17 protein-coding genes are annotated in these 15,704 nt (G+C 71.9%); 4 read left to right on the top strand and 13 right to left on the bottom strand.

What is annotated here, in order from left to right:
• Positions 1-4: 4 nt before the first annotated feature.
• From ACZ6BB_RS34125 to ACZ6BB_RS34070, 12 genes are all read right to left on the bottom strand, one after another.
• Positions 5-550: a hydrogenase maturation protease gene (locus ACZ6BB_RS34125; protein WP_471618991.1), complete on the bottom strand. Its 546-nt coding sequence runs from the start codon at positions 548-550 to the stop codon at positions 5-7.
• Positions 547-1,977 (bottom strand): hypothetical protein, encoded by a 1,431-nt coding sequence (locus tag ACZ6BB_RS34120; protein ID WP_471618990.1) that lies wholly within the window; start codon positions 1,975-1,977, stop codon positions 547-549. The genes ACZ6BB_RS34125 and ACZ6BB_RS34120 overlap by 4 nt, the downstream gene beginning before the upstream one ends.
• Complete coding sequence (locus ACZ6BB_RS34115; protein WP_471618989.1) at positions 1,974-2,690, bottom strand: DUF6084 family protein; 717 nt, start codon at positions 2,688-2,690, stop codon at positions 1,974-1,976. The genes ACZ6BB_RS34120 and ACZ6BB_RS34115 overlap by 4 nt, the downstream gene beginning before the upstream one ends.
• The gene (locus tag ACZ6BB_RS34110) at positions 2,687-3,358 is read right to left on the bottom strand and encodes a DUF5947 family protein (RefSeq protein WP_471618988.1); all 672 of its coding nucleotides are present in this window, start codon (positions 3,356-3,358) and stop codon (positions 2,687-2,689) included. The genes ACZ6BB_RS34115 and ACZ6BB_RS34110 overlap by 4 nt, the downstream gene beginning before the upstream one ends.
• Entirely contained in the window at positions 3,355-3,888 is a 534-nt protein-coding gene (locus ACZ6BB_RS34105; RefSeq protein ID WP_471618987.1) for a hypothetical protein, read from the bottom strand. Before ACZ6BB_RS34105 ends, ACZ6BB_RS34110 begins: the two co-directional genes overlap by 4 nt.
• Entirely contained in the window at positions 3,885-5,669 is a 1,785-nt protein-coding gene (locus tag ACZ6BB_RS34100) for a nickel-dependent hydrogenase large subunit (RefSeq protein ID WP_013006069.1), read from the bottom strand. Before ACZ6BB_RS34100 ends, ACZ6BB_RS34105 begins: the two co-directional genes overlap by 4 nt.
• A gap of 83 nt (positions 5,670-5,752) precedes the next feature.
• On the bottom strand, positions 5,753-6,841 hold the full coding sequence (locus tag ACZ6BB_RS34095) for an NADH-quinone oxidoreductase subunit B family protein (protein WP_471618986.1): 1,089 nt from the start codon (positions 6,839-6,841) through the stop codon (positions 5,753-5,755).
• 138 nt (positions 6,842-6,979) lie between these two features.
• Positions 6,980-8,713: an enoyl-CoA hydratase-related protein gene (locus tag ACZ6BB_RS34090; protein ID WP_471618985.1), complete on the bottom strand. Its 1,734-nt coding sequence runs from the start codon at positions 8,711-8,713 to the stop codon at positions 6,980-6,982.
• A gap of 192 nt (positions 8,714-8,905) precedes the next feature.
• Positions 8,906-9,163: a hypothetical protein gene (locus ACZ6BB_RS34085; RefSeq protein ID WP_046915656.1), complete on the bottom strand. Its 258-nt coding sequence runs from the start codon at positions 9,161-9,163 to the stop codon at positions 8,906-8,908.
• Entirely contained in the window at positions 9,150-9,464 is a 315-nt protein-coding gene (locus ACZ6BB_RS34080) for a DUF6400 family protein (protein ID WP_471618984.1), read from the bottom strand. The genes ACZ6BB_RS34085 and ACZ6BB_RS34080 overlap by 14 nt, the downstream gene beginning before the upstream one ends.
• A 53-nt stretch (positions 9,465-9,517) precedes the next feature.
• The gene (locus tag ACZ6BB_RS34075; RefSeq protein ID WP_471618983.1) at positions 9,518-10,135 is read right to left on the bottom strand and encodes a TOPRIM nucleotidyl transferase/hydrolase domain-containing protein; all 618 of its coding nucleotides are present in this window, start codon (positions 10,133-10,135) and stop codon (positions 9,518-9,520) included.
• A 225-nt stretch (positions 10,136-10,360) separates the two neighbouring features.
• Complete coding sequence (locus ACZ6BB_RS34070) at positions 10,361-10,810, bottom strand: spore-associated protein (RefSeq protein WP_471618982.1); 450 nt, start codon at positions 10,808-10,810, stop codon at positions 10,361-10,363.
• Between the two features lie 275 nt (positions 10,811-11,085).
• On the opposite strand from ACZ6BB_RS34070, the gene ACZ6BB_RS34065 reads away from it, so the two are divergent.
• The gene (locus ACZ6BB_RS34065) at positions 11,086-12,291 is read left to right on the top strand and encodes an MFS transporter (RefSeq protein WP_471618981.1); all 1,206 of its coding nucleotides are present in this window, start codon (positions 11,086-11,088) and stop codon (positions 12,289-12,291) included.
• A gap of 215 nt (positions 12,292-12,506) precedes the next feature.
• On the opposite strand, the gene ACZ6BB_RS34060 is transcribed toward ACZ6BB_RS34065, so the two are convergent.
• Positions 12,507-13,478 carry an ADP-ribosylglycohydrolase family protein gene (locus tag ACZ6BB_RS34060; RefSeq protein ID WP_471618980.1) on the bottom strand — a complete coding sequence of 324 codons (972 nt, stop codon included), beginning with the start codon at positions 13,476-13,478 and terminating at the stop codon, positions 12,507-12,509.
• Positions 13,479-13,849: 371 nt separating this feature from the next.
• Here ACZ6BB_RS34060 and ACZ6BB_RS34055 point away from each other — a divergent pair, with 371 nt between their 5' ends.
• The 3 genes from ACZ6BB_RS34055 to ACZ6BB_RS34045 all read left to right on the top strand — a co-directional run.
• A complete protein-coding gene (locus ACZ6BB_RS34055) occupies positions 13,850-14,368 on the top strand; it encodes a toxin-antitoxin system HicB family antitoxin (protein WP_471618979.1) in 519 nt (172 codons plus the stop codon).
• A gap of 95 nt (positions 14,369-14,463) precedes the next feature.
• Positions 14,464-15,318: a DUF4097 family beta strand repeat-containing protein gene (locus tag ACZ6BB_RS34050; protein ID WP_471618978.1), complete on the top strand. Its 855-nt coding sequence runs from the start codon at positions 14,464-14,466 to the stop codon at positions 15,316-15,318.
• A 66-nt stretch (positions 15,319-15,384) separates the two neighbouring features.
• On the top strand, positions 15,385-15,704 hold a 320-nt coding region (locus ACZ6BB_RS34045), incomplete at its 3' end, for an ATP-binding cassette domain-containing protein (protein ID WP_471618977.1).

Here is a 15,704-nt window from a genome sequence, read left to right as displayed (position 1 = left end):
CTCCTCATGTCGAGGCCTCAGCGGTTGAGGCCTGCGCCGCGGACGGCTCACCGTCCCGCAGCAGCTCTTCGATCAGCCGGACCGCCTGCGGTACGGCGTCGGACACCGGCGCGCTGAGGCCGATGCCCTCCTCCACCGAGGCCGGTTCGCATCCCACGACCAGGACACGGCGTGGTGGGTCGCCGCCGGTACCGGCGCACAGGGTCGCCAGCAGCGCCAGTACGGTGTCGGGGGTCATCCGGTGACCGTCCAGGGCGGGGGCCGGCGGCTCCGGACCCGGGCCCGCGGCCTCGTGTTCGATGACGTACAGCGTGCCGGGGGCCTCGCCCCGTGCCGTGGCGTCCACGAGGACGAGGGTGTCGTAGCCGTCGAGGAGCTGGTAGGCGAGGTGGACGCCCCGCACCCCGATGTCCGCGATCTCCACGTGGGCGGGCAGTCCGAGCCCGGCGAGCCGGCGCACGGTCTCCACGCCGAAGCCGTCGTCGCCGAGGAAGATGTTGCCGATGCCGGCGACCAGGGTTCTGGGGCCCGGCTGCGCGGAGGGGTTCATACGCCGTCCTCCAGCGGTGTGACCTCGTCGGGCTGGAAGTACAGGAAGCGGCCCTGCTCGCGGCGGATGTCGGCGCCGGGGTCGCCCTCCACCGTGACCGCCAGGTGCACGCCGCCGTCGACGTCGTGCAGCACCGCCTCGACGGTGGCGGTGCTGCCGCGCAGGAAGATGTCCTGTGCGTCGGTGCGCCGCAGGCCCGGGTGCAGTTCGACCCGGGTGCCCCGGCCCACCGAGCGGCCGTCGACGACCACGTGGTCCCGCGCCGGGTCGAAGCCCGCGTCGCTCGCCGGGTCCCACCAGGGGGTGTCGGGCCGCTGCACCCCGAACTCGTCGGGGAAGCCGACGCCGGGATCGGCGAGGCCGGGGCCGGTCACCTCCCGGAGGCTGCGCACCGCCCCGTGCAGCCGCTCCAGCACCTCGGCCGGCATCGAATCCGCCAGCTCGATCACGGCCGCCGCCCGTTCGTCGGTGCCCCGGGCCTCGCGCTTCTCCTCGTCGGTGAGGGCGGCGGTGCGCAGCGCGAGGATCTCGTCGATCTCGGTGGCGTCGTAGAGCGCGCCGGGGCTCTCCGGGGCGATGGCCGGATGGTCCTCCAGGATGATCGGCGAGGACAGCACCAGGTCGGCCCGGCCGGGTTCGCCGGCGAGCACGGGCCAGGTGTGCAGGTTGCGGCAGGCGGCGACCGCGGCCTTGGCCCACTCGGGGGGATCGGTCATCGACAGGAACGATCCGGCGCTGAGGGCCATGAGCAGATGGGTGGCCACCAGGGAGTACGGCAGGGCCGCGTCCCGGTCGGCGGCGCGGCCCTCGGGCGGGGTCCAGTCGCTGGTGTTCTCGACGACGGCGGTCAGCCGCAGGGTCCGGTAGGGACCGTCGAGTTCGCGGGCGGACAGCCGCACCGTCCCGCTGACCGCCTCGCTCCGCCGCAGCAGGCGGCCGACGGTACGGCCCGCCGCGTCGAGGACGGGTGCGGTGTCCTCCCTCGCCGGGAGCCGGAAGGGATGGGTGACGCCGTCGCCGAGGAGGGCGTCCACCGGCGCGATCACTTCGACGCGTTCCTCGAACCCCTCGTCCCAGGGCACCAGGACCCGGTCGTCCAGGTCGAGTTCGGTGACGGTGTCGAAGCCGCCGTCCGGCCGCGCGCGCTGCACCGTGCGCCGACGGGCGTGCAGGAAGCGCACCTCGACGGAGAGGGTCGCGCCCGCCTTGGGTTCCATCAGGCACTCGGTGTGCTGGAAGTCGTGTTCCTCGCACTCGGCGCCCCAGCCGGGCGGTACGAGCACCCCGAACTGCCAGCGCAGCCGGTTCTTGGCCGACGAGGCGCGGTAGGGGTAGAGGACATAGCCCTCGAAGAGGACGGCGTCGGCCACCTGCCGCGCGAGGGCGAACCGCTCCTCGGTCTCGGCGGCGAACGCGGTCAAGGTCACGGGTCGGTCCTTCCGGTGGTGGCGGTCAGGGCGCGCAGCGGGTCGTGCGCGGGCGGCTCGGCGGCGGCGCCGTCGCCGTCGTCGCCGTCGTCGTCGTCGTCGAGCAGAGCCTTGAGGGTCGCCTCCCAGGAGGGCAGCGCGTGCCGCGAGCGGTAGGCGAGGAGAGCGTCCATGGTGTCGCGGGGCAGCCGGATCCATCCGCACCCGGGGAAGTGCTGCTCGACCATCTCGCGCCAGACGGTGACCGGCATCCGGAAGGCAGCCTCCTTGTCCCAGGGGACCGGTTCCACGCGGAAGCCGCCGGCTCCGGTGAACGCCGTGCCGGAGAACAGCATCAGCAGGGGGACCTCGCCGTCGGTGAGGGCGGTGAGGTAGCGGGTGGCGGCGATCTCCATGTCGTAGGTGCAGGGCACGACGACGTCGGTCTCGATCTCGCCGGTGAAGCTCGGGACCATGACGGACACCTGGGCGAACTGCACCGGCTGGAGGGTGCTGCCCCAGCGGGAGCGGTCGCCGAAGAGGTCGGTCAGGCCGGCGGCCTCGGCGGGTTCGTAGCCGCGGCGGGCGGGTTCGATGCGGATCTGGCAGCGCAGGGCGACCGCGTGCACCGGCGCGTTGCCGGCGGCGGTGACGCGCAGCCGGAAGACGAGGGTGGGTCCGGCCGCGTACCGGTCGGCGCGGACGCCGGTACAGGCGAAGGAGAACTCGGTCACGGCCGCACCGCCGTCCGTGCCGGACGTGACGGCTCGTGGGCCGCGTCCCGTGTGTCGTCCACGGGCCGGGCGCGGCGGGTGACGTCGGCGAAGAACGCGTCCAGGGCGGTGCGGGCCTCGGCTCCGCCGTCGAAGCCCTGCCACAACAGGCGCATGCGGCCGACGAGTTCGTAGCAGATGTCGATCGGGACGAGGTGGGTCTCGCAGCGGCCGTCGGTGCGGCGCAGCAGCAGGGCCTCCACATCGGGTTCGAGGAGTGCGGCGAGCCGGCTGTCGCCGAGGACGGCTGCCCAGGTGTCCGGTTCGAGTTCGCTCTCGGTGGCGCCCGCCGGGCTGGGGTAGAGGGCGACCAGCCGGTCGAGCGCGGCGTTGCGGAAGAGGAAGGCGACGCCGACGGGGATCTGCAGCGCGTCCCACGCACGGTCGTCGAGGTGGTGGCCGGGGTCGGTGAGGTAGCGGTCCGGGACCGTGCGGAAGCGGCCCGCGGCGGCGCCCGGCTGTTCCATCAGCAGCGCGCAGGGGGCGCAGGCGCACACGAGGGCGCGTTTGTCGGTGTCGACGAGGTGGCGGTGGTCGTCGGGTACCGCCACCGCGCACAGTTCGCACCGCTCGGGCCGGGGCGGACGTTCTGTCAGGAACCTCTTCAGACCGGTGGTGGTCGCGGTCATCGGGTCCCCGTGGGTGCCGTGCTGATCTGCAGGAGTGTGGGCCCGGCGGGTGCGGTCTCGATGTCGACGGCCCGCACCTCGGGGGCGAAGCAGGCGAGGGCCGCCTCGGCCGCCTGCCGGGCGTCCGCGCCGGAGCCGCAGCCGCAGCCGCCGCCCGCCCGGGCACGCACCCGCAGCGTGCCGCTGTCCTCGTCGAAGTCCACGACGTCCAGGGTGTGTTCGCGGACGCTGTCGAGGGCGCGGGCGATGCGGGTGTCGCGGTCCTCGGGATGCAGGTCGTGCAGGACGAGCAGGCTCGCGACGACCTCGTCCCCGAGCAGTCCCGCCGACGGCTCACCGGGCGCGGAGGACAGCAGGTGGAGGATGCGGGCCAGGCCGGCGCCGTAGAAGTCCATGAGGGAGCGCACGAGTTCCTCGGCCGCCTCGGCGGCGGCGGGGACGCCGCTCGCGGTGAGCCGGTCGAGCACCTCCTCGACGCGGCGTCCGGTCTGTTGGGCGTCGACGGGCCGGGCCGTCGTCGGCGCGCTCATCCGCCCAGTCCGCTCAGGCCGGTGGGCACGTGCATCGACTTCACCGTCTTGCCGCCGCCGACGTACATGTGGACGCCGCAGGGCAGACAGGGGTCGAAGCTGCGGACGGCGCGCATGATGTCGATGCCCTTGAAGTTCTCCGGGGTGTTCTCCTCGAAGATGGGGGTGTTCTGCACGGCGTCCTCGTACGGGCCGGGTGTGCCGAAGGTGTCCCGGGTGCTGGCGTTCCACGGGGTCGGCGGGTACGGGTGGTAGTTGGCGATCTTGCCGTCGCGGATCACCATGTGGTGGGAGAGGACGCCGCGGACCGCCTCGGTGAAGCCGACGCCGATGCCCTCGTCCGGGACCTCGAACTTCTCCCAGGTCTGGGTGCGTCCGGCGCGGACCTCCGCGAGGCCCTTCTCCGCGCAGTGCAGGGCGACGGCGGCGGCGTAGGCCTGGAAGTAGGTGCGGGCGCGGTTGCGTTCCAGGGCGTTGGACCACTTCGGGATCTTCCACTCGAAGGTGGTCTCCGGCTTGGTCATGGTGCGCGGCAGGTTGATGACCACGCTGTGGCCGGTGGCCTTGATGTAGCCGATGTCGACGAGCCCGGACAGGGCGGTGGACCACAGTCGGGCGATGGGGCCGCCGCCGGTGTCCAGGGCGAGGTGGTCCTTGCCGTCGAACCAGCGCGGGGACATGACCCAGCTGTACTTGTCGTCGAAGTTCCGCTTCTGCGGAGCCGGGATGGTGTGCTGGTTCCACGGGTGACGCGGGTCCACCGGGTTGCCGAGCGGGTCGTGGGTGACGAACTGCTCCTGGCCCTGCCAGTCCTCGTAGTAGGAGCTGCCGAGCAGGATGCGGATGCCGAGGTTGATCTCGGTCAGGTCGTTGGTGACGAGCTTGCCGTCCACGACCACGCCCGGGGTGACGAACATCTTCCGTCCCCAGTCGGTCATGTTGGCGTAGGTGAAGTCGCAGTACTCGGGGTCGTTGAGCGCGCCCCAGCAGCCGAGCATGACGCGGCGGCGGCCCACTTCCTCGTACCCGGGCAGGGCCTCGTAGAAGAAGTCGAACAGGTCGTCGTGCAGGGGCACGACGCGCTTCATGAACTCGACGTACCGCATCAGACGGCTCATGTAGTCCGTGAAGAGCTGGACGGAGGCGATGGTGCCGACGCCGCCCGGGTAGAGCGTGGAGGGGTGCACATGGCGGCCCTCCATCAGGCAGAACATCTCGCGCGTGTAGCGGCTGACCTGGAGGGCCTCGCGGTAGAACTCACCCTCCAGGGGGTTGAGCGAGCGCATGATGTCGGCGATGGTGCGGTAGCCGTGCTCGGCGGCGTGCGGGGCCTCGGTGCGTTCGGCGAGTTCGAGGACGCCGGGGTTGGTCTCCTTGACCATCTTCTCGCAGTAGTCGACCCCGACCAGGTTCTCCTGGAAGATGTTGTGGTCGAACATGTACTCCGCCGACTCACCGAGGTTGATGATCCACTCGCCGAGGTGCGGGGGCTTCACGCCGTACGCCATGTTCTGCGCGTACACCGAGCAGGTGGCGTGGTTGTCGCCGCAGATGCCGCAGATGCGGCTGGTGATGAAGTGGGCGTCGCGGGGGTCCTTGCCGCGCATGAAGACGCTGTAGCCGCGGAAGACCGACGACGTGCTGTAGCACTCCGCGACCCGCTTCTGCTTGAAGTCGATCTTCGTGTGGATGCCCAGGGAGCCCACGATCCGGGTGATCGGGTCCCAGGCCATCTCCACCAGGCCACTGCCGTCGCCGGCCGTCGTCGTCTTCGGTGCCATCAGTGTGCGTGCCCTTCGTTGCGTCACTGCGCGGGAGGTTGGGGTGGGGGTGCGAGAAGCGGGTGCGGGCTAGGCGCCGCGGCTCACCACGGAGGCCGGTAGCCGGTGGTGATCTTGTCTCCGGTACGGCGCCACTTGGGCTCCTTGTCCACGGTCTTGGCGGTGATGGACCGCAGTTTGCGGACGACGGCTCCGTACGCCCCGCTGGCGCCGCTCGACACCTTGGCGCCGGGGGGTTCGTCCATGAACGGCATGAACTTGTCGGGGAACCCGGGCATCGTGCAGGCGATGCAGATGCCGCCGACGTTGGGGCAGCCGCCGATGCCGTTCATCCAGCCGCGCTTGGGCACGTTGCACTTGACGACCGGACCCCAGCAGCCGAGCTTGACCAGGCAGGTGGGCGAGTCGTACGACAGGGCGAACTGGCCCTGTTCGTAGTAGCCCGCGCGGTCGCAGCCCTCGTGCACGGTGGCACCGAACAGCCAGGTGGGACGCAGCTTGTCGTCCAGCGGGATCATCGGCGCGGAGCCGGCGGCCTGGTAGAGCAGATAGGTGAGCGTCTCGGAGAAGTTGTCCGGCTGGATGGGGCAGCCGGGGACGCACACGATGGGGATGCCGGCGTGGGACTTCCAGTCCCAGCCGAGGTAGTCCGGCACGCCCATCGCACCGGTCGGGTTGCCGGCCATGGCGTGGATGCCGCCGTAGGTGGCGCAGGTGCCGATGGCGACGACCGCCAGCGCCTTCGGGGCCAACCGGTCGATCCACTCGCTGGTGGTGATCGGCTGACCGGTCTCCGGATTGTCGCCGAAGCCGCACCAGTAGCCCTCGGGCTTGATCGCCTCGTTGGGGATGGAGCCTTCGACGACCAGGACGAACGGGTCGATCTCGCCCCGTTCCCCCTTGAAGAACCACTCGATGAACGTGTCCGAGCCGCCGACCGGCCCGCACTCGAAGTCGATGAGCGGCCAGTGGACCGCGATCTTCGGAAGCCCTGGCAGGGCACCGAGCACGATCTCCTCGATGCTGGGCTGCATGGCCGCCGTCAGCGCGACCGAGTCACCGTCGCAGCTCAGGCCGGCGTTGATCCAGAGAATGTGGATCGTGGGCGCCTCGTCGGCGGGCGCACCGCCCGCGTTCGTGGCTTCGGCCGTTGCCGGCGTCGCCTCAGTCATGGGACCGCCTCCCGGGGAGGTATCGGATGAAAGCCTCTTTTTCGGCCTTCACTCCTCTTCGTAGCAGCCGTACGGCCGCGATGGGACGCCGACGGGGGCCGTTCCGGTGACGCCGGCGCCCCCGCCCACCGGAACGGTTCACACAACCGGGGCGGGACCGAGGTGCGGCGGAGTGCACGCCGGCCGCTCCTTGTGGACGAAGGCACGGCGCAGCGCGTGGTACGGGGCGTCCGGGTCGTCGAAGGCACGGCGCATGCGAGCCAGCTCCTCGGCGCGGTACCCGGCCAGCGGCGTCGTGCTCTCCAGCCGGTCAAGCTCCGTCTTCTTCGCGGCGATCCGGGTCTCCGTCGCCGGGAGCGACGCCAGGCGCCCCGCCAGCGCCGTCACCTCCCGCGCGAACGCGTCGGGAGCGCGGTCGAGGACCCGGTCGACCAGGCCGAGGCGCAGCGCGCTCGCCGCGCTGACGGGCAGGGCCTCGTGCATGAGCCGCTGGGCGGTGGCGGCACCGGCCCGGCGCGGCAGCGTGTACGTCCAGTACTCCGAGCCGTACAGGCCCATCAGCCGGTAGTGCGGGTTCAGTACGGTTCCCGACCGGCACCAGACCTCGTCGGCCGCCAGGGCGAGCGGCACGCCCCCTGCCGCCGCGTTGCCCGCGACCGCCGCGACGACCAGGCGGTCCGTCGTCGTCAGGACCGCCTCGACCAGATCGTCGATGGCGTTGATGTTCGCCCAGGACTCGGCGGCGGGGTCGGGGGCGGCCTCGATGACGTTGAGGTGGATCCCGTTGGAGAAGAAGTCCCGTTCGGCGCCCAGCACCAGCACCGACGTGGGCCGCGCGCACGCCTCCCGGTAGGCGTCCAGCAGCCGGCGGCACTGTTCCGTGCTCATGGCGCCGCCGGGGAAGGAGAACGAGAGGAACCCGACGCGCCCGTCCTCCCGGTAGCGGATGTCCGACCAGGTCCGGTCCCCTGCCCAGGGGAGCCGGGGCGGGGCGTGTTCGGGCAGCGGGGGCAGCCGGTCGCCGAGGGCCCGTACGGCGGGCAGTTTGAAGGTCGGCGGCTGCCCCGGACCGCGCCGGGGCCTCAGTTCGGGGATCCACACCGCGCCGTCCCCGGTGGCCCGGCAGACCGCCCCGGCCCTGGTCGCGAGCAGCTCGCCCGGCCGTCCGCGCAGCACGCCCTCGGGGTGGCCGCCGTGCAGGTACCACTCACCGCCGAGCAGTTCGTCCAGCACACCGGGCTGCGAGTCGGCCGCGCGCAGCTTGCGCAGGACGTCCTCGGTGGAGTCGTCGGCCCAGTCGATCCGCCGGACGCTCTGGTCGAGGTACGGACGCGTGCGGGGTCGTGGGCGGGCGTCGGGCCCGCCGGAGCGGGCGGCGGTCTCATCTGTCGTGTCCTGCTCGTGCGGTGTGTAGGCGCCCCCGGCGAAGCGCTCCACCGCGAGCAGGACGGCCTCGATCGCCGCGTCGGCGATCTCGCCCCGGTACAGCTCGCTCTTGGACACCTGCGGCATCCGGCACGCGACGGAGGCCCACACGGCGCCGGCGTCCATCTCCTCCTCGGCCTGCAGGACGGTGACACCCCACTCGCCGGCGCCGTCGTGGATCGCCCAGTCCAGGGAGGACGGTCCCCGGTCGCCCACGGGCCCGGGATGGACGATCAGACAGGTGCGGGCCCTCCACACCTCCTCGGGGATCGCCGTCCTCAGCATCGGCGCGACGACGAGCCCCGGTGCGTGCCGTCGCACGAGATCCGGCAACGGGCTGTCGGGCAGGGCGAGTTCGACGGCCACGGTGTGGCCGCGGTCGCGCAGTTCGGCGTGGGTGCGCTGGGTGAGACTGTTGAACGCGCTGGCTAGGAGCAGGATGTGCACGGCTGCCTCCGGGCGGACGAGGCAGGCAGGGATGTCCGCCGACCGAGATCCTCGGCCCCGACGGCCCGCCGCCCCCGGCGACAGACGGTGAGGTCATCCGAAAGCGAGCACCCATCGGCCGTCCGGCCTCACCCGCCCACGCCCACGCCCACGCCGGCCCGGCTCACCGGGTCGGCGGCCGCCCGCACACGGTCAGTGTCGGCGCAGGCCGCTGGTGATGCGCTCCCACGGGGAGCGGGTGGCACCGAAATGGGTCTCGTGTGTCCAGATGTGGGTGCACGACCGGCACTGCAGATGGAGCAGGCTGCCGACGTTGGAGAGCAGATAGCGCCAGTGCTCGGAGCAGGTGCGGCCCTGCTCGCAGGTGTCGCATCCGCGCCGGTCGTCGCAGTTCGGGCAGGCCACCCAGGCGCGCCGCCCGATGTCGGCCTGCGGATCAAGCGGCAGCACGGCCACCGCCTCCCCGCGGCAGCACACCGGCCGCCACCAGGTCGTCGTACACACGCTGCTGCTCCGCGTCGAGACCGGAGTACAGCAGCTCGTACGCCGCCTCCTCGCCGCGCAGCGCGGTCACGGGGTCCCAGTCGGCGCCGAGGGCGTCCAGGACATGCGCGCGCCGGAGCAGTTCGTGGGCACTCAGGTCGAGGACCAGTTCGGTCGTCGGGGAGGCGTCGGGACGTTCCGCGGCGGGATCGCTCGCCGTGGCGGGTTCGTCCGGTTCGCCGGGAAGGGCGTGGCCGTGGTGGGACATGCGACCGAACGTAGGGAAACGTTCCCGGCCCCGGCAAGAGCGGGTGGGAGAAGTCACAGGTCGGCGAAGAGATCGTCCAGTGGTGCGGGCACCTGCTCGGGGGTGAGGGCCTCGACCAGGAGGCGGCCGTAGCGGATCTTGCGGCCCTTCTTCGTGCCGAGGAAGCGGCGTAGCTGCCGGTGCCGGGGACGGCCGAGCTGGGCGGGCTGTCGTACGAAGGTCTGCCAGGCACGCAGTTCGCCCGCGTCCTGGACGATCTGCTCGACGCGCGCCGTGCCCAGCGCGCGGATCAGCTCGTCCTCCAGGTCCGCCGCGCAGACATGGACGCTCGGGCGGGGTGTCCAGGCCGGGTCGAGGCCCCGGTCGAAGTAGGGTTTCTCCCGCTCGTCGCACAGCCCGATCAGGCGCAGACCGAGGCCCGGTGCTCCGAGGATCCCCGCGTAGCGCCCGACGCTCATCGCCCCGCCCATCGACAGCACGCACACCCCCTCGCCCGCCAGGTCGCGCTCCCGTCGGGCGGCCAGTGCGTCGACGGCGGCGAGGTCGCTCAGCCCTTCCAGCAGGATCACCGTGTGGACACCCAGGAGTTCCGCCAGCTCCTCCGCCTGCCGACCGGAGCCACCGGCCGCCCGGCCCGCGACCTCGTCCCTGAACATGCCCATGTCGACCATGCCAAGGAGTTTCCCTCGTACGCCGACGCCCGCGCACCCGATATTCGGCCACGGACCGGAGGCCGGCCGTGGTGTGACGCGGGCCTGGAAGGATCCACACGATCCTCGGTGGGTCCGGCCCCTCCGGGAGAACCCGCACCGCCTGCGGCTCTGCACACCTTCCCGGGCGACGTCGGACCACGGGAAGGGGCGGTGCGGGAACTCTCGGACGGTCGATCAGGTGGATCAGCGGACCTCGGTGGTCCGGTGCTCCTTCAGGGACGCGCAGTTGGAGTTGTCCACCGTCACGTAGACGTTGTCGATGTTGCCGCCCCAGCTCACGCAGTAGCCCTTGCCGTAGACGTAGGCCGGTCCGGCGAACGACGTGTAGCTACCGAAGTCCTCGTCGTACTCGTCCGTGGCGGGGACGTAGATGTACGTGGACATGTTCTTGTAGGTGCCCGGGTTGGTGCGGATCGTCGCGACGCAGTTCTTGCCGTTCTTGGAGTTGTACGTCAGGTAGACGGTGCCCAGCGTTCCGATGGGCGCGGAGTTGACCGTCTTGTAGGCGCTGCCGCAGACGCCCTGCGGGGTGACGTTGGGTGCGGCGGAGGCGGTCGTGCTGAACGCCGTACCGGCGCCCACCGCCAGTGCCGCTAAGGCGCCGATCGTCGCGACATTGCGGATCTTTCGCATATTTCCCCCTTGGGTCCTTGGGAGCGCTTTGCTCACACTTGATGTGACCCTCGGGCGGGACGGATGGTTGCCCCCGGTTCGCCAGAAATCTTCTGATGGCCGCGTGCGGGCACTCCGACCAGGAAGAGAGCCGGGAAAACAGCGCCGGCTCACGGTCGCGGGCCTGGAGACCCGCGGCGACCGGCCCGCGTCGACCGGTCCGCGCCGACCTCATGGGAGAACGCGCCGGATGCGCCGGGACGCGTGCGGGGGCGGGCACGGTTACCTTCGGCGGTATGGACGGTGATCTTGGACGCTGGCGCCGGTGCCTGCTCGGCGGGGCGGTGTTCGCCGTGTGCATGGCCGGTACGACCCTGCCGACCCCGCTCTACGGCCTCTACCAGGAGAAGTTCGGCTTCTCCGAGTTGACGGTCACCGTGGTCTACGCCGTCTACGCCTTCGGTGTCATCGGGGTGCTGCTGCTGGCGGGGAACGCCTCGGACTCGGTGGGCAGGCGTCCGGTGCTGTGGTGGGGCCTGGGCTTCGCCGCCGCCAGCGCCGTCTGCTTCCTCTGCGCGACCGCGCTGGGCTGGTTGTACGCGGGCCGGCTGCTGTCCGGGCTGTCCGCCGGGCTGTTCACCGGGGCCGCCACGGCGTACGTGATGGAGCTGGCGCCGCCCGGCGGTGCCTCTCGGGCCACGTTCGTGGCCACCGCCGCGAACATGGGCGGGCTGGGCTGCGGCCCGCTGCTCGCCGGGGTGCTCGCGCAGTACGCCGACCGGCCGCTGTACCTGCCCTTCGCCGTCCACCTCACCCTGGTCGCCTGCTCGGCGCTCGTCCTGCTGAAGCTTCCGGAGACCGTAAGGGAGCGCCGGCCGCTGAGGACCGTACGGCCGCAACGGCCCAGCCTGCCCCCTCGGGTGCGGGCGGTGTTCGGGCCCGCGGCCGCGGCCTCCTTCGTCGGGTTCGCGCTGTTCGGGGTCTTCACCTCGGTCAGCCCGGCCTTCCTCGCCCAGTCCCTGGGCGTCCACGACCACGCCGTGAGCGGCCTCGTCGTCGCACTGGCGTTCTTCGCATCGACCGCCGGGCAGCTGGCCGTCGGCCGGGTCGGCGTGCGCCGGTCGCTGCCGCTGGGGTGCGCCGGGCTCCTCGCCGGGCTGGTGCTGCTGGCCGGTGCTCTGTGGTGGGAACTGCTGGCCCTGGTGGTGCTGAGTGCCGTCGTCGGCGGGGTGGGTCAGGGGCTGGCGTTTCGCGGAGCGCTCTCCGCCGTGGCCGCGACGTCCGAGGCGGACCGGCGGGCGGCCGTGATCTCGGCGCTGTTCGTGGTGGCCTACACGGGCATCTCGGTGCCGGTCATCGGCGTGGGTCTCCTGGCGGAACCCCTCGGGCTGGAGGGCGCCGGGCTGGTGTTCATCGGGTGCATGGCCCTTCTGGTGTCGGTCGCGGGCGCCTACCTGCTGCGGCATCCGGTACCGGCGACGAAGACGGACGCTGTGCGCTGACCCCGCTCGCCGGAGGGGCGGTCGCCGCGGTGGGCGGCTCGGTGGACGGTTCGGTGACCGGTGGCTCAGGAGTCGCCGGTGCATGACTCGGTACGGCTGGCTCGCGGGGCACGACGACAGCAGCCACGGTCACGGCGACGACCGCCGGGGCGCCGCACGGCTATCGGACACCGGGTACATCCCGTGCGACAGCCGTGCGGTCGCCGGCGGCACTGTCAGCGGCGGACGGCCTCCGACGGGTTCGTCCCGCTCCGGACAGTGCCGTATCGGATCACGCCGGGCGCCTCCCAGCCGCTCCAGCCGGGAATGTCCTCGCGGGCCTCGTGCCATGCCGGGGGAAGTCCACCGGTGCCGGTGCGGGACGCGACGACGCCTCCCGCGATCGCGCAGGTGGTGTCGCGGTCACCCCATCCCGCGACGGTCTGCCACAGCGCTTCGCCCAGGTCGTCGAGATGGCCGGCGGCGGACCACAGGGCGAACGGAACCGTGTCCGGGGCCGAGATCAGCGTCCCCGAACCCAGTACGGACGCCGCGTGGCGAACCGACGTACGGGCGGAGAAGTTCGCGGCGACCAGCAGGCGGGAGCGGACGTCGCTCTCCGGTACGTGGTGGGCGACCTCCCGCAGGAACTCCGCGCGCGAGGGGGCGTCCGAGCCCTCGCCGGCGGCCGCCAGTGCCGCGGCGACCGCTACGGCCACGGCGCCGGCGACGGCCTCGGGGTGGGCATGCGTGGTCAGCGCGGACAACCGGGCCTGCTCGACCGCGGTCGGCAGATCGTCCCGGAACCATGCCCCGAGCGGGGCGACCCGCATCGCGGCACCGTTTCCGTAGGAGCCCTGTCCGGCGAACTGCGCCGTGGTGACGGCCTGCCAGTCCCCGTCCTCGCGGATGCTCCGGAGCACGCCGTGCATCGACGGCCCGTACTTGCGGCCGGGGTCCCTGGCGTACTCGGCGGCGAACTCGCCCGCCAGGGCATCCGGCCGGACCTCGCCATGGGCCGCCAGGTGGGCGAAGAGGACGAACGCCATGGCGGAGTCGTCCGTCCACGGCCACGGCTGCGGACGTGATTCCCGCGCGGCCCACAGCTCCTCGGCGTTCTCGTCGGAACGCGTGAACCAGCTGTCACCGAAGGCATCGCCCATCACAAGGCCGTCCAGGCTGGCGTGGGCGTACTGCGGACCGGTCATCGGACAACTCCTTGGACGGACGGGGTGGCCCGCGCATTCTTTCCGTGGACCGACCACGCGCGCGAACGAATTGCCGACCCGGCGGGCGGACCTCGATGGACGGGCGGGAGGGAGGGACAGGCATGGCGCCGAGTGCGACGCCAGATGGCACCACTTGGCGCCACACCGCGCCACGCTGCGCCACGCTGCGCCACATCGCACCACCGAGGGCACACGAGGGAGCATGCGGGCGCCTTCACGCGCACGGACCGCCGACACACCCTTGCGACGCCAGATTGTTTTCGCAGGTCAGAGAAGTCATCGCATCGGCCGCCGAAGAGAAGCCCCGGGAGAGCTTGCACGTGGAGCCACTTTGGCGCCATGATGGCGTCATGGACCTCACGCCGTATGTCGACACCCTCCGCCGCGAACTCGCGGTGGCCGCCCAAGCCGGCGGCGAAGAAGCCCGCGAACTGGCCGAGCGGCTCACCGCTCCCCTGGAGTCGGCGACACGCCTGACCATGCTCAACGTGCTCTCCGCCGCGATGGACGAGATCACCCGTGAACTGGCCCCCGGCTCGGTCGACGTGCGGTTGCGCGGGCTCGACCCCGACTTCGTCGTGACTCCGCCCCCCGTCTACGGCGCGACGCCCGCGCAACCCGTCGCCCCCGCCGAACCGCTCACCGCCCCGTACACGGCCGACGGTGACGAGGGCGGCACCGCGCGCGTCAACCTCCGGCTGCCGACCCAGCTCAAGGCCCGCGCCGAAGAGGCCGCGAACCGCGAGGGCCTGTCGGTCAACGCGTGGCTGGTGCGCACCGTGTCCGCGGCCGTCGACGGCGGCACTCGGCCGCGCACGACGGAGAGGGCCCAGACCGTCGGCCAGAGCTTCACGGGCTGGGTGCGCTGACCGCGCCCCACGCCCTCACCACTTCCACCTCACACTCACCCACACCACGTCCCACCAGCAGGGACGAGTCAAGAACCCACGAGGACGGGACAGCCATGCCTTCTTTCGACACTCCCGAACCGATCTCGGCCACGGCTCATGTGGAGGCCGGTTCCATCCAGTTCACCGCGGGCGACCGCCTCGACACGGTCGTGGAGGTACGGCCCCGCGACCCGAAGAAGGACCTGGACGTACGCACCGCCGACCAGACCGAGGCCACGTACGCGAGCGGTGTGCTGACGGTCAGGACACCCAAGCCCAGCCTGCTCGGCCTCGGCATCGGCCGTACCGGAACGGTCGACGTGACGGTCGAACTGCCCACGGGCTCGCGCCTCGAGGTGACCGGCTCCTGGGTCCAGGTGCTCGGCGAAGGGCGACTCGGCGAGGTCCGGGTGAAGACGTCGTCCGGCGACGCACGCTTCGACACGACCGGCCCGCTGCACCTGACCGCGTCGCACGGCTCGATCACCGTGGACCGGGTCGAGGGCAGGGCCGACATCACCACCAGCTCCGGCAGCATGCGCGTCGGTCTCGTCGACGGCCCCGCCGTCCTGAAGAACTCGCACGGCACCACGACCATCGGAGCCGCGACCGGCGAACTGCGGGTGCGTGGCGCCAACGGTGACATCGACATCGCGCGCGCCGAGGACTCGGTCACCGCCGTCACCGCCCACGGCACCCTGCGGGTGGGAGAAGTGGCCCGCGGCACGGTCCAGTTGGAGACCTCCTACGGCGCCATCGAGGTCGGGGTCCGCGAGGGGACTGCCGCCTGGCTCGACGTCAGCTCGAACTCCGGCCAGGTGCGCAACACCCTGACCCCGTCCGAGACCCCGGACAAGACCGGGGACACCGTCGAGGTACGCGCCCGCACCAAGTACGGCAACATCGACATCCGCCGCGCCAAGGCCTGACCCGCCGGCTCCGGCCCCACCCCGCCCACTCCCCCGATCACCTCAGCCTTCGCACAGGAGGGCACCATGCCTACGTCTGTCATGTCCACATCCAACATGGATCACAGCTTCCCGTCGCCGACCGCCATCTCGGCCATCGGTCTGCGCAAGTCCTTCGGCGACAGGACCGTCCTCGACGGCGTCGACCTGCGTGTCCCGGCCGGGTCCGTGTTCGCCCTGCTCGGGCCGAACGGTGCCGGCAAGACCACCGTCGTGAAGATCCTCTCCACCCTCATCGGCGCCGACGGCGGTCAGGCCCAGGTCGGCGGACACGACCTCGCGGTGGACCCGCAGGCGGCCCGCGCCGCGATCGGCGTCACCGGCCAGTTCTCCGCCGTCGACGGCCT

The organism is Streptomyces sp. NPDC041108, from assembly GCF_055592645.1.
Note: the sequence above shows the minus strand (reverse complement) of the source record. Positions and strands in the feature narration are given on the sequence as shown.

What these genes read in the sequence shown, in the direction of transcription:
- ACZ6BB_RS34095 (WP_471618986.1), bottom strand. Translation starts at nt 6,841, where the DNA reads ATGACTGAGGCGACGCCGGCAACGGCCGAAGCCACGAACGCGGGCGGT.
- ACZ6BB_RS34105 (WP_471618987.1), bottom strand. Translation starts at nt 3,888, where the DNA reads ATGAGCGCGCCGACGACGGCCCGGCCCGTCGACGCCCAACAGACCGGA.
- ACZ6BB_RS34050 (WP_471618978.1), top strand. Translation starts at nt 14,464, where the DNA reads ATGCCTTCTTTCGACACTCCCGAACCGATCTCGGCCACGGCTCATGTG.
- ACZ6BB_RS34060 (WP_471618980.1), bottom strand. Translation starts at nt 13,478, where the DNA reads ATGACCGGTCCGCAGTACGCCCACGCCAGCCTGGACGGCCTTGTGATG.
- ACZ6BB_RS34055 (WP_471618979.1), top strand. Translation starts at nt 13,850, where the DNA reads ATGGACCTCACGCCGTATGTCGACACCCTCCGCCGCGAACTCGCGGTG.
- ACZ6BB_RS34125 (WP_471618991.1), bottom strand. Translation starts at nt 550, where the DNA reads ATGAACCCCTCCGCGCAGCCGGGCCCCAGAACCCTGGTCGCCGGCATC.
- ACZ6BB_RS34070 (WP_471618982.1), bottom strand. Translation starts at nt 10,810, where the DNA reads ATGCGAAAGATCCGCAATGTCGCGACGATCGGCGCCTTAGCGGCACTG.
- ACZ6BB_RS34075 (WP_471618983.1), bottom strand. Translation starts at nt 10,135, where the DNA reads ATGGTCGACATGGGCATGTTCAGGGACGAGGTCGCGGGCCGGGCGGCC.
- ACZ6BB_RS34080 (WP_471618984.1), bottom strand. Translation starts at nt 9,464, where the DNA reads ATGTCCCACCACGGCCACGCCCTTCCCGGCGAACCGGACGAACCCGCC.
- ACZ6BB_RS34110 (WP_471618988.1), bottom strand. Translation starts at nt 3,358, where the DNA reads ATGACCGCGACCACCACCGGTCTGAAGAGGTTCCTGACAGAACGTCCG.
- ACZ6BB_RS34065 (WP_471618981.1), top strand. Translation starts at nt 11,086, where the DNA reads ATGGACGGTGATCTTGGACGCTGGCGCCGGTGCCTGCTCGGCGGGGCG.
- ACZ6BB_RS34100 (WP_013006069.1), bottom strand. Translation starts at nt 5,669, where the DNA reads ATGGCACCGAAGACGACGACGGCCGGCGACGGCAGTGGCCTGGTGGAG.